9 protein-coding genes are annotated in these 12,268 nt (G+C 69.6%); 6 read left to right on the top strand and 3 right to left on the bottom strand.

Translation table 11 applies throughout. The annotated features are described in order from the left end of the window. The first annotated feature begins 1 nt into the window (after position 1). The 6 genes from PIB44_RS11520 to PIB44_RS11545 are packed head-to-tail and all read left to right on the top strand — an operon-like array spanning position 2 to position 7,576. Positions 2-1,684, top strand: coding sequence for an aldehyde dehydrogenase family protein (locus PIB44_RS11520; protein WP_278069480.1), 1,683 nt, complete (start codon positions 2-4; stop codon positions 1,682-1,684). Then, positions 1,681-2,910: a thiolase family protein gene (locus tag PIB44_RS11525; RefSeq protein ID WP_278069481.1), complete on the top strand. Its 1,230-nt coding sequence runs from the start codon at positions 1,681-1,683 to the stop codon at positions 2,908-2,910. Before PIB44_RS11520 ends, PIB44_RS11525 begins: the two co-directional genes overlap by 4 nt. Further along, positions 2,907-4,385, top strand: coding sequence for a class I adenylate-forming enzyme family protein (locus PIB44_RS11530; RefSeq protein ID WP_278069482.1), 1,479 nt, complete (start codon positions 2,907-2,909; stop codon positions 4,383-4,385). Before PIB44_RS11525 ends, PIB44_RS11530 begins: the two co-directional genes overlap by 4 nt. A gap of 37 nt (positions 4,386-4,422) precedes the next feature. After that, a complete protein-coding gene (locus PIB44_RS11535) occupies positions 4,423-6,150 on the top strand; it encodes a class I adenylate-forming enzyme family protein (RefSeq protein WP_278069483.1) in 1,728 nt (575 codons plus the stop codon). Then, positions 6,147-7,094, top strand: a complete 948-nt coding sequence (locus PIB44_RS11540) for an NAD(P)H-dependent flavin oxidoreductase (protein ID WP_278069484.1) — start codon at positions 6,147-6,149, stop codon at positions 7,092-7,094. Before PIB44_RS11535 ends, PIB44_RS11540 begins: the two co-directional genes overlap by 4 nt. Further along, positions 7,091-7,576 carry a PaaI family thioesterase gene (locus tag PIB44_RS11545; protein ID WP_278069485.1) on the top strand — a complete coding sequence of 162 codons (486 nt, stop codon included), beginning with the start codon at positions 7,091-7,093 and terminating at the stop codon, positions 7,574-7,576. The genes PIB44_RS11540 and PIB44_RS11545 overlap by 4 nt, the downstream gene beginning before the upstream one ends. A 21-nt stretch (positions 7,577-7,597) precedes the next feature. Here PIB44_RS11545 and PIB44_RS11550 read toward each other — a convergent pair whose 3' ends face one another. The 3 genes from PIB44_RS11550 to PIB44_RS11560 form a co-directional block, all read right to left on the bottom strand. Next, a complete protein-coding gene (locus PIB44_RS11550) occupies positions 7,598-8,818 on the bottom strand; it encodes an acetyl-CoA acetyltransferase (protein WP_278069486.1) in 1,221 nt (406 codons plus the stop codon). Positions 8,819-8,835: 17 nt separating this feature from the next. Beyond that, positions 8,836-10,698, bottom strand: coding sequence for an AMP-binding protein (locus PIB44_RS11555; RefSeq protein WP_278069487.1), 1,863 nt, complete (start codon positions 10,696-10,698; stop codon positions 8,836-8,838). 71 nt (positions 10,699-10,769) lie between these two features. Beyond that, positions 10,770-12,266 carry a carotenoid oxygenase family protein gene (locus PIB44_RS11560; protein ID WP_278069488.1) on the bottom strand — a complete coding sequence of 499 codons (1,497 nt, stop codon included), beginning with the start codon at positions 12,264-12,266 and terminating at the stop codon, positions 10,770-10,772. Positions 12,267-12,268 lie beyond the last annotated feature (2 nt).

The raw sequence follows: 12,268 nt of genomic DNA on the forward strand, positions 1-12,268 counted from the left end.
CATGAACGTGCCCTTCCCCGCCGCCGAGGCCCGCCGCGGCCTCGTCGAACGTCACGCCGACCTGATCGAGGCCGCGATCAAGGCCGTGTCCGCCCGCGCCGCCTGGTCGCCGTTCAAGGACTCGCCCTCGACCAAGATCCACGGCCCGGACAAGCCCGTCGCGGGCAAGGCCGCCTTCGAGGCCCAGCTCAATCGTCCCTTCGACCTGGACCTGCCCGGCGTGATCGACCGCGTCGGCGCCGAGGTCTCGCCCTTCACCGGCGAGGCGCTGGGGATCACCTATCCGCGCTGCGATCCCGAGGCCCTGATCGTGGCGGCCCAGACCGCCTGGCCCGACTGGCGCGCCGCCGATCCGGAACTGCGCCTGGCCCTGTGCGCCGAGATGGCGACGCGCCTCTACGACGCGAACTTCGAAATGGCCCAGGCCGTCATGCACGTCGCGGGTCAGAGCTATACCCAGGCCTTCAGCGGCTCCGGCCCCAACGCCCTGGACCGGGGTATCGAGGCCCTGGCCTACGCCGCCAAGGCCATGCGCGACGTGACCCGCAGCGCCCGCTACGAACGCGACTTCGCCGGCGAAGCGGTCAGTCTGGACAAGACCTATGTCCTGGTCCCGCGCGGGATCGGCCTGGTCATCTGCTGCGCCAGCTTCCCGACCTGGAACGCCTATCCGGCCCTGTTCGCCAGCCTGGCGACCGGCAATCCGGTCATCCTCAAGCCCCACCCCATCGCCGTCCTGCCCATGGCCATCGTGGCGCGCGAGTGCCGCCGGGTGCTGGCCGACTTCGGCTTCGATCCCAACCTGATCACCCTGGCCGTCGACACCCTGGCCGAGCCGGTGGCTCAGGTTCTGGTCGATCATCCCGCCGTCCAGATCGTCGATTTCACTGGCAGCCCCCGCTACGGCGGCCATCTGGAACGGACGGTGACGGGCAAGCTGCTGTTCACCGAGACGGCGGGCGTCAACACCGTGGTGGTCGAATCCGTCGCCGATCTGGACGCCGCCGCCCGCGCCGTGGCGCGCGCCGCCAGCCTGTTCTCGGCCCAGATGTGCACCAGTCCGCAGGTGGTCTATGTCGCCCCCGCTCTGGCCGAAGCCTTCGCCGCCGCCCTGGTCGCCCAGATCGACGCCATCGCCGAAGACCCGGCCCTGGCCGCCGGAATCATGGGCGCCGTCCAGGGCGAGGTCAGCCTGAAGGCTGTGGCCGACGTGCGCGGGGCCGTGGAGCGGCGTCCCGGCCTCCGCGTCCTGCGCGAAGCCGCGCCCTACGCCCACCCGCAGTTCCCCCAGGCGCGCACCCTGACGCCGCTGGTGCTGGGCGTCGATGGGTCCGCGCCCGACCTCTACGCCGAGGAGCATTTCGGCCCGGTCCTGTTCGTGGTGACGATGGAGGCCGACGCCGCCGTGGCCGAGGCGACCGATCTGGCCCGCACCAAGGGCTCGATCTCGTCCTATCTCTATTCGACGGATGAGGCTTTCATCGTCCGCTCGACGCCGCTCTATGAGCAGGGCGGGGCCAATCTGACGATCAACCTGACCGGGGCGATGTGGATCAACTTCGCCGCCGCCTACAGCGACTATCACGTCAGCGGCCTGAACCCGGCGGGCAACGCCTGCCTGGCCGACCTGGCCTTCGTCGCCGCGCGCTTCCGCATCGTCCAGCGTCGTCGTCCGACAGCATGACGACGCCGGTCTTCATCGCCGGCGTGTCGATGACCGCCCTGGGCAAACGCCCCGCCGACACGGTGAAGAGCCTGACCGCAGAGGCCGTGCGCGACGCCCTGGCCGACGCGGGCGCGCAGGTCGGCGATATCGAGGCCGCCTGGTTCTCCAACACCCGCCAGCCCATGCTGGAGGGGCAGAACACGGTGCGCGGCCAGATCGCCCTGCGCCCGCTGGGCCTGGACGGCATCCCCGTGGTCAATGTCGAGAACGCCTGCGCCTCGGGCTCAACGGCCCTGCATCAGGCGATCCAGTGGCTGCGCGCGGGTGCGGGCGATATCGCCCTGATCGTCGGGGCCGAGAAGATGGTCTGGCCCGACCGGCCCGAGCGCGTCGCCGCCGCCTTCATGGGCGGGACCGACATCCACGACCGCGAGGGCGTCCTGGCCTATATCGCCGCCATGGGCGGTGAAGCGCCGGGCGAAGGCCGCAGCCTGTTCATGGACCTCTACGCCGCCCAGGCCCGCGCCCACATGGCCCGCTTCGGCACGACCCAAGAAGACTTCGCCCGCCTCGCCGCCAAGAACCACACCGCCGCCGCCTTCAACCCCAAGTCGCAGTACCGCACGCCGATGACGGTCGATCAGGTGATGGCCGACAAGCCCATCGTCTTCCCCTTCACCCGCGCCATGTGCGCCCCGGTCAGCGACGGCGCGGCGGCCATGGTGGTCTGTTCGGCCAAGGGACTGGCGCGGCTGGGCGCCGCCGCCCGCGCCGTGCGGGTGCGCGGCTGCGCCCTGGTCAGCGCCGCCGACCGCGCGCCCGACGACTACGCCAATCATATAGGCCGCCGCGCCGCCCGCGCCGCCTATGAGCAGGCCGCTCTGGGGCCAGAGGCCGTGGACCTGGCCGAGGTTCACGACGCCACCAGCTATGCCGAACTGCAGCAGATCGAGAACCTGGGTCTGGCTGTCCCCGGCGAGGTGGGCGCGCGGCTGAGGGCGGGCGATTTCGCCCTGGGCGGCCGCACCCCGGTCAATCCATCCGGCGGTCTGGTGGCCAAGGGACACCCGGTCGGCGCCACGGGCATCGGCCAGCTGTATGAACTGATCCAGCACCTGCGCGGCGAGGCCGGTGCGCGTCAGGTCGCGGGCGCCCTCATCGCAGCCGCCGAGAACGGCGGCGGTTTCCTCGGCGTCGAGGAGGCGGCGACCGTCGTCACCCTTCTGGAGCGCGCGGCGGCATGATCCGACACCCGATCCGCGCCCTCTATGACGGCCTGTCCGACAAGCGCGACCGTCCCGCCCTGTTCGACGGCGACCGCGTCCTCAGCCACGGCGACCTGATCGCCCAGGTCGAGGCCGCCGCCGCCGACCTGATCGCGTGCAGTGTCAGACCCGGCGACCGCGTCGGCCTGTGCGCCGCCAACAGCGCCGATCATGTCATCGCCTACCTGGCCATCCTGCGCGCCGGGGCGGTCTGGACGCCGCTGAACCCGCGCAACGGTCCGCGCCTGAACAGCCTGTTGCAGCAGCGCGCCGATCTGCGCCTGACCCTGCACGATACAGAATCCGCCGAGGCCATGGGCGAGACGGCCCGTCCGCTGGCGCTCGACGCCTGGCGCCCGGCCCCGGTCGATGCGGCGACCCTGTCTCCGATTTCCGACGATCCCGAACGTCCCTTCGCCCTGAAATTCACCGGCGGCTCGACCGGCGTGCCCAAGGGGGTGCTGCAAAGCCTCCGCAGCGGGGCGGCGGCGCTGCGCTCGCTGCAGAGCTTCTATGGCTTCGGCCGCGATGACGTGAACCTGGCCGTCGCGCCGCTGACGCACGGGGCCTCGCACTACATCCTGCCGGTGCTGGCGGCGGGCGGGGCCCATGTCCTGCTAGACAAGCCCGAGCGCGAGGCCATTCTGCGCGAGCTGAAGAGCCGGATCACCACCGTCTTCATGCCGCCGACCCTGATCTATCTGCTGATGGAGGAAGGCCGCTTTGCGCCCAGCGACTTCGCCCGACTGCGCCACCTGACCTATTCCGCCGCCCCCATGCCCCCCGCGCGCATCGCTGAGGCCGTGGCGCGCTTCGGCCCTGTGCTCTCGACCCTCTACGGCCAGACCGAAGCCCCCATGACCATCGCCGGCCTGTCGCCCGCCGAGATGGCCCGGCCCGAACTGCGGACCTCGGTCGGGCGACTGTTCCCGGACACGCCGGTCGCCCTGCTGGGCGACGACGCCACGGTCCGCACGGGCGAGGCGGAGGGCGAGATCCTGGTGCGCGGCGACCTGGCCGCCACCGTCTATCTGGACGACCCGGCGCAGACCGACGCCGCCCGCCACGAGGGCTGGCTGAAGACCGGCGACATCGGACGGCTGGACGGCGACGGCTATCTCTTCCTGCTAGGCCGCTCGAAGGAACTGATCATCAGCGGCGGCTACAACATCTATCCCGGCGAGGTCGAAGCCGCGCTGAACGCCCACCCCGCCGTGCGCGAGGCCTGCGCCTTCGGCGTCGCCGACCCTGTCTGGGGCGAGCGGCTGGAGGCCGTCGCGGCCCTGGACGACCCTTCGGTGACGCCCGAGGCCCTGACCGCCTTCGTGCGCGAGGCCGTCGGCCCGGTGCGCACCCCCAAGACCCTTCACGTCGTCGCCGCCCTGCCCCGCAATCCGGTGGGCAAGGTGGTGCGCGGCGAGGTGAAGTCACTGATCTATCCGGCGCCTCAATGACCGGAAGACGTAAAAGAGAACCAGGGAGAAGACCGACATGATCGTCGTGCCGGAGGAGCGCATCCGCGATTTCAAGGCCAGGGGCTGGTGGGGCGAGGAGACGCTGGACGATCTGTTCCGCCGCCACGTCGCCGCCATGCCCGACGCCGAATCCGTGGTCGATCCGATCAACCGCGAGGCCATCATGGGCGGCGCCCCGGCCCGCCTGAGCTGGTCACAGGTCGAGGACAGGGTGGCGCGCTATGTCGCCATCCTGCACGCAACCGGGGTCGGCCGTGACGACGTGGTGGCGGTGCAGCTGCCCAACGTCATCGAACTGGGCCTGATCTATCTGGCCTGCATCCGCCTCGGCGCCATCGTCACCCCCGCTCCGGTCCAGTACCGCGAGCACGAACTGGCCTATATCCTCCGCAAGACCGACGCCAAGGCCGTCGTCACCGCCGCCCGCATCGGCAAGCATGCCCACGCCGAGATGATGCTGGCGGTCCAGACGGGCGCCGCCGCCCTGAAGACCGTTCTGGTGGTCGGCGGCCATGCTCCTGACGGAAGCATCGACCTCGACGCCCGCGCCGCCGGGCTGGATGAGGCCGAAATCGAGGCCGGGCGCGCCGCCGCCCGCGCGGCGAACATCTGCGCCGACGACATCGTCACCATCTGCTGGACCTCGGGCACCGAGGCCGAGCCCAAGGGCGTGCCGCGCAGCCACAACGAATGGATCATCATGGGCGCCGGCGTCACCGACGCCGCCGACCTGAAGCCCGGCGCGGTCCTGCTGAACCCCTTCCCCATGGTGAACATGGCGGGCATCTCGACCAGCTTCGTCTCCTGGCTGCTGCTGGGCGGGGTGCTGGTCCAGCATCAGCCGTTCGACCTGCAGATCTTCCTGCAACAGGTGCGCGACGAGAAGATCGACTACACCGTCGCCCCGCCCGCCATCCTGAACCTGCTGCTTCAGAACGAGGCCCTGCTGGAGGGCGTGGACTTCAGCCGGCTGCGCGCCATCGGCTCCGGCTCGGCGCCCCTGTCGGAATGGATGGTCCGCACCTTCCACGAGAAATACGGCGTCCAGATCGTCAACTATTTCGGCTCCAACGAAGGCGCCTCCTTCCCCAGCGCCCAGAAGGACGTGCCCGACGCCGCCGAACGCGCCGTCCTGTTTCCGCGTCTGGGCGAAGGCTTTGAATGGAAGGCCCTGCTGCACGACCGCATCTTCACCCGTCTGGTCGATCCCGAGACGGAGCAGGAGATCACCGAGCCGGGCCTTCCCGGCGAGCTGCGGGTCAAGGGCGCGACGGTCTTTTCCGGCTATTGGCGCGCGCCCGAGATCAACGCCTGCGCCTTTGACGGCGACGGCTGGTTCCGCACCGGCGACCTGTTCGAACTGGCCGGCGACCGGCTGCAGTTCTATCGCTTCGTCGGGCGCCTCAAGGACGTCATCATCCGCGGCGGGATGAACATCTCGTCCGAGGAGATAGAGGGCCATCTGATCGGCCACCCGGCCGTGGCCGACGCCGCCGTGGTCGGCGCGCCCGACCCGAACCTGGGCGAACGCCTGTGCGCCTTCGTCGTCTTCAAGCCCGGCCAGAGCGCCGACCTGGGCGACATCAACCGCTTCCTGACCAGCGACAAGCACGTCGCCGTCTACAAGCAGATCGAACGGCTGGAGGTCATCGACGTCCTGCCGCGCAACCCCGTCGGCAAAGTGCTGAAGCGCGAACTGCGCCAGTGCCTCGGCGACCAAACCGGACACCTGAAATCCGCATGACCACCGCCTTCCCCCACCCAATGCGCCTGCCCGTGATCGCGGCGCCCATGTTCCTGGTCAGCGGGCCGGAACTGGTCATCGCCGCCTGCAAGGCCGGGATCGGCGGCGCCTTTCCCACGCCCAACTGCCGCACGGTCGCAGACCTCGACGCCTGGATGGGCCAGATCACCGACGCCCTGTCGCCCGGCGACGGTCCCTGGGTCGCCAACCTGATCACCCATTCGACCAACGCCCGTCTGACCGAGGATCTGGCCCTGGTGGCCCAGTACAAGCCGCCCATCGTCATCACCGCCCTGGGATCGCCCAAACCGGTGATGGAGACGGTCAAGGCCTATGGCGGCCTGGTCTTCGCCGACGTGGTCAACATGGCCCTGGCGAAAAAGGCGGCGGACGCGGGCGTGGACGGCCTGGCCTGCATCAGCGCCGGCGCGGGCGGCCACACCGGCCACCTGTCGCCCTTCGCCTTCGTTTCGGCGGTGCGCGAGTTCTTCGACGGCTGGCTGACCATCGGCGGCGGCATCGCCGACGGCGCGGGCGTGGCGGGCGCCGTCGCTGCAGGCGCCGACATGGTCTATATGGGCACGCGCTTCCTGGCCGCCGCCGAGAGCCGGGCGCAAGACCCCTACAAGCAGATGATCGTGGACTGCGGGCCGGACGACCTGATCGTCTCCTCGGCCATCACCGGCACGCCCGCTTCGTGGCTGAAACCCAGCCTGCGCGCGGCGGGCATGGACCCGGACGCGCTGGGCGGCCCCATCACCCGCGACTATTCCGGCGACGCCGCGCACAAGCGCTGGCGCGACATCTGGGCCGCCGGTCAGGGCCTGCAAAAGGTCGGAGCCGTCGAGCCGACCGCCGTCGTGGTGGATCGGCTAGAGGCTGAATACCGCGCCGCCGCCGCCCGCTTCGCCGGCCTGACCGCGCCCCGGAGCGCCGCGGCATGACCGCGTCGCCCCAGACGATCCAGCCGCCCGCCTTCGCCCTCGACCCGGCGCAGAGCGGGCTGGAGCTGGCGCGCCTCTGGATCGAGACTGTCTGGCCGGGCGGTTTCGTCAACCGCCTGGCCGCCCGTCCGGTCGAGGCGGCTGAAGGCTTCATGCGGGTCGAGTGCGACATCGACCCCGGCCACTCCAACTTCGTCGGTCTGGTCCATGGCGGGGTGACGGCGGCCCTGGTCGACATCGTCGGCGGCGGGGCGGCCATGACCCTGCTGAAACCGGGCGAGTTCCTGCTGTCCACCGACCTGTCGATGCGCTTCCTCAACGCCGCCCCCATCGGCTGCGGACGGCTGATCGCCGAGGGCCGCGCGGTCTACGCCGACCCGCGCAAGGTGGTGGCCGAGGTCACGGTCTCGACGCCCGACGGCCTGACCATTGCCCACGGCTCCGCCGCCATCGCCATCCGCGTCCGGCGTCAGGACGGCTGACCCGCCCCGAGGCCTAAAGCTTCAGTCGCGACCGATCACCAGGCTGACAGTCGTGGTGGTCGAGCCGCCGATGTTCAGGGTCTGCACGTTCTTCGCTCCCTCGACCTGACAGCCGCCCGCTGTTCCGGTCGTCTGGCGGAAGGCGTCCAGCGCCATCCGCACGCCGGTCGCTCCGACCGGGTGGCCGCATCCGATCAGCCCGCCTGACGGATTGATCGGCAACCGTCCGCCGATCTCGATACTCCCCGCCTCGATGGCCTTCCAGCTCTCGCCCGGCGCGGTCAGGCCCAGATGGTCGATGGCCATGTATTCGGTCATGGCGAAGCAGTCGTGCGTCTCCACCGCGTCGATAGCCTCCAACGACAGCCCCGCCCGCGCCCGCGCCTCGTCGATGGCGCGCTTGACCTGAGGGAAAACGTAAGGCGCCCCGGCGCTGGCCTCGACCTTGCGGGCATAACTGATCGGTCCCGACCGATGGCCCCAGCCCTTGATGCGCGGCAGGGATTCCAGCGGCGCGCCGCGCCGCCGGGCGTAGTCCGCCGCCCGCTCGGCCGAGGCCAGGACCACCATGGCCGCCCCATCCGTCACCTGGCCGCAGTCGCTCTTGCGCACCCGGCCCTCGATGACCGGATTAGCCTCATCATCGGCCGCAAAGCTGGCGTCGTTGAAGACATAATCCCGCGTCTGGGCGTTGGGATTCAGCCTGGCGTTGGCGAAGTTTATCTGGGAGATGCGCCGCAGGTGCGCCTCGTCGATCCCGTAGCGGCGGTCGTATTCGTCGGTCAGTTCCGAAAACGCCCGCGGCCAGACGTAGCGCGCATCCTGATACTCATGCCCGACCCAAGCGGCTGCGCCCAAGTAGGCGGCCCCCGTCTCGCCCGGCGCATTGCGCATCATCTCCAGCCCCAAGACAGCGGCGGTTCCGTAGCGTCCGGATTCAATGTCCGCCATCGCCGCCAGCAGGGCAATGCTGCCCGAAGCGCAGGCCGCTTCGTGCCGCGAGGTCGGCAGGCCGTCGAAGGCCGGCTCCGCCATGGCGAAGAAGCCGCCCAACTGCCCTTGGCCCGAGAACAGGTCGCCGACAAAGTTGCCGACATGGCCGACTTCGATCTCGCCCGGCGCCATGGCTACGGCGTCGAGGCCGCCGTGCAGGGCCTCGGCGAAACCGTCGCCGATCTCCAGTCCTTCGCGGGCCCAGTTGCGTTTGAAATCGGACTGCCAGCCGCCCAGGATATAGACCATCGGATATTCTCCCTGTTTCAGGCGACGACCACGCCCCGCCCCGGCGGCTCGGCGTAGAGAGCGTCGACCTGGGGCTTGCGGTTGTCGATGACGGCGCGGCGGTTGATCGTGGCCTTGTCCGACACCTCGTGGGCGTTCGGATCGGGCGGCGTAGTCAGGAAGGCCAGACGAGCGATACGGCCGCTGGCGCCGTGGGCCGAGGCGTTGTGCGCGGCCAGTCGTTCCTTCGCAGCCTGCCCCAGTGCGCCCGAGGTCATGGCCTCGGCGACCTCCATGTCCAGCGCCGCCTTGATGCCGGCGGCCGAGGGCCAGGCCAGAACGCCCAGCCAGGGTCGGTTGTCGTCGCACAGCACCACCTCGGCGACCAAAGGCGCCAGGGCCTGCAAGGCGGCTTCGCGCATCTGCGCGCCGAACACCCAAGAGCCGGTCGACAGCTTGAACTGGTCCGCCAGCCGCCCGCCGAAGAAGACGCCCTGGGCCGGATCGTCACGGTCTGCCAGGGTCGCCAGATCGCCCATGCGGTAATAGCCGTCGGCGTCAAACGCCTCGGCGGTCCGCGCCGCGTCGTCGTGATAGCCGGCCATGACGTTGGGGCCGCGCACCCGCACCTCGAACTTGTCCGCGTCATGCGGGACCAGCTTCACCTCTACGCCCGGCACCGGCAGACCCAGTCCCAGCCGGTCGGTGTACTGATGCACCACCATGAAGCCCGCCGTGGTCTCGGTCGCGCCGTAGGCCGAGGTCAGCATGATGCGATGGCCGGTTTCCTGCACCGCCATGGCCTGAATCCGGTCGCTGACCGACTGGCTCAGGGCTGCGCCGCCGAAGACCATGACCCGCAGGTCCGAGAAGAAGGTCCGGCGCAGCGCAGCGTCCGCCTCCAGCGCGTCGGCCAGCATGGCGTAGCCGGTGGGGACGTTGACGTAGTAGCGCACCGGCAACTCGCGCAGGTTGCGGATCGACTCCTCGAACAGGCCCGGCATGGGCTTGCCGTCGTCGATATAGAAGGCGCCGCCGGCCAGCAGCACAGCGCGCAGCACCGCCGCCCCGGCCACATGGTTCCACGGCATCCAGCCCAGCATCTGCCCCGACCAGGCATAGCCTTCACCCACCACCTGGGCGGCCTGGGCCGTGTTGGCGGCGACCGATTTCAGGCTCAGAGGCACGACCTTGGGCAGGCCGGTCGAGCCCGAGGTCATCATGAACTGGGCGACCTGATCGGGCTGCAACCCTTCGATGCTCGCGGCGACATCCGGGCCAGGCCGCATCGTCATGACCTGGGCGAGAGACAGACTGGGGCGGGTCAGCGCCTCGGGCGTCGCGGTGATGACGATGGCGTCGCCCAGGTCCAGGGCGTCGATCGCACCCGCGACCATGCGCGCGTCCTCCACCAGCAGGATGGACGGCTTCAAACTGCGGATGACATGGTTCAACCGCCCCAGATCCCCGCCCAGCAGGGCGTAGTGGGCGCTGACCGGCGCGGTCGGCACGCCCGCCGCCATGGCCCCGAACAGGAAGGCGGCCATGGCCGGACTGTTGGCGCCCATCAGCATCAGCGGCCCGCCCGTATGCTCCGGATGATCCAGCAGCCACTGGGTCACGGCGTCCATGCGGCGCTTCAGACCGGCGTAGTCCAGTGTGGACCAGGCCCCGCCCTGGGCAGGATCGCGCCGCGCCAGGCCCGTCTCCGCCCCCCGGCGCGCCGCCACCCCGGCAAAGGCGCGCGGCAAGTTCCAGTCATGCTCGGCCAGAGGCACGCGCGAGCGCATCACTATCGCCCCGTCCGCCCCGCGCCGCACGTCCAGATCGACGGGCATCAGCCCGGCGTCACGGAAGCCTGCGGTTCGCCACTGCTCCGACATCTGATCCGATGCGTCCATGAAACCCTCCCGGTCGCCGCCTCAAGACGGTCTGCTAATAAAAGCAAGATGAGGCGCAGAACGACGCTGGGTCAAGCCGCGTCGGCGGCGTCCGCCTCGGCGGTCAGGAAGCGGCGGTCGGCCCAGCAGGCGTGGGTGCCGGAACTGATCTTGTGCGGCAGGGCGATGCGGCAGACGGGGCCGTCCTCGAACCGCTTGCAGTCGATCAGGATGCACTCCGACCGGCCCGCGTTCTCGTCGATGATGAAGCTGACCAGGTACCCGTCGTCCTCGTCCGTCGCTCCGATGCGCGGCGCGAACGGCGCCTCGCTGGCGTAGCGCCCGTCGGGCAGGGTCACGGTCCAGGATTCCCCGGTCTTCAGGTCGTGCTTGATGAAGCCGTTGAACAGGAACCAGCCCGGCTTGGTCGTGGTGCTGTAGGCATAGCGATAGGGCTGGCCGGCGTACTGCTGATTGATGGTGCCGAACTCGACCAGCCGGTCGTCCAGCCGCTCTTCCTTGGTCGTCCCGTTCGCCAGATTGAAGCGCCAGCGGTGCAGTTTCGGGCGGAAGCTGTTCTCGTCGACGAAGGCCATCATGTGGGCGTGCTCGGCGTAGATCTCAGGCAGATCGCCCAGCGGGTCCGGCATCGGCTTTTCCTGGAAATAACCGTCCATGACGATCTCGTCGCCCTCCTCATAGGCGTTGAGGAAGTGCAGCACATAGGTTGGCGCCGCCTCGAACCAGCGGATGTCCTTGGCCTCGCCGTAGCGGGGAATGACGGCGAAGCGCGACGGCATATCGGGGCGATAGCGCACGGCGTGATAGCCCGCCTTCAGCGCCTTCTCGTCCCAGAACAGCGGGAAGTCGTTCAGGATGGTGTAGTTCTCGCTGAAGATCATGTCGTGCGGCAGACGCGCGCCCGGCAAGGGAACGGGCGTGTAGTGGGTGCGCCGCCCGTCCGGGCCGACCACGCCGTAATACATATAGGGCGCGTGCTTCGAGTAGTTGAAGAAAAGCAGTTCGCCGGTCCGCTCGTCCACCCGCGCATGGGCCGAAACCCCGTCCAGCGGCGCCCAGGGCGCGACGCCCTGATCCTCCAGCGAGGTCGGGTCCAGCTGATAGGCCTCGCCGCACTGATAGAAGGTCGCCAGCGCCTTGCCCGCATGGACCACTACGTCGGTGCTGGCCGAATCCTTGATGCCCCCATGGGCGCCGAATCCGGGGCGTTTCGACACCTCTGGCCCGTCCATCATCCCGCCCCACAGGCTCTCGCCCGCCTGCTGCTCCGCCTGGAAACAGCGGCTGCGCACGAAGCGGTTGCGATAGTCGGCCTTGCCGCTGCGGAAACTGATCTGATGCAGCATCCCGTCGCCGTCGAAGGGATGGTGACGGCCCAGGGGCGTGTGAATCTGGTTCTCGGTGTTGCGGATATAGACGCCGTCGATGTCCGCCGGAATCGCCCCCTCGATCACCTCGAGATCAACCGCGTTGACCTCCTCATGCTGCGGCGTCCACGGCCCGCTGAGGTAGGGGTGATTGCTGGGTTTCAGGGTCGCGACGATGGGCGACAACCGCTCGATCTGCATGG

The organism is Brevundimonas sanguinis (genome assembly GCF_029636725.1).
Taxonomy (GTDB): Bacteria; Pseudomonadota; Alphaproteobacteria; order Caulobacterales; family Caulobacteraceae; genus Brevundimonas; species Brevundimonas sanguinis.

What these genes read in the sequence shown, in the direction of transcription:
- PIB44_RS11520 (WP_278069480.1), top strand. Translation starts at nt 2, where the DNA reads ATGAACGTGCCCTTCCCCGCCGCCGAGGCCCGCCGCGGCCTCGTCGAA.
- PIB44_RS11525 (WP_278069481.1), top strand. Translation starts at nt 1,681, where the DNA reads ATGACGACGCCGGTCTTCATCGCCGGCGTGTCGATGACCGCCCTGGGC.
- PIB44_RS11530 (WP_278069482.1), top strand. Translation starts at nt 2,907, where the DNA reads ATGATCCGACACCCGATCCGCGCCCTCTATGACGGCCTGTCCGACAAG.
- PIB44_RS11535 (WP_278069483.1), top strand. Translation starts at nt 4,423, where the DNA reads ATGATCGTCGTGCCGGAGGAGCGCATCCGCGATTTCAAGGCCAGGGGC.
- PIB44_RS11540 (WP_278069484.1), top strand. Translation starts at nt 6,147, where the DNA reads ATGACCACCGCCTTCCCCCACCCAATGCGCCTGCCCGTGATCGCGGCG.
- PIB44_RS11545 (WP_278069485.1), top strand. Translation starts at nt 7,091, where the DNA reads ATGACCGCGTCGCCCCAGACGATCCAGCCGCCCGCCTTCGCCCTCGAC.
- PIB44_RS11550 (WP_278069486.1), bottom strand. Translation starts at nt 8,818, where the DNA reads ATGGTCTATATCCTGGGCGGCTGGCAGTCCGATTTCAAACGCAACTGG.
- PIB44_RS11555 (WP_278069487.1), bottom strand. Translation starts at nt 10,698, where the DNA reads ATGGACGCATCGGATCAGATGTCGGAGCAGTGGCGAACCGCAGGCTTC.
- PIB44_RS11560 (WP_278069488.1), bottom strand. Translation starts at nt 12,266, where the DNA reads ATGCAGATCGAGCGGTTGTCGCCCATCGTCGCGACCCTGAAACCCAGC.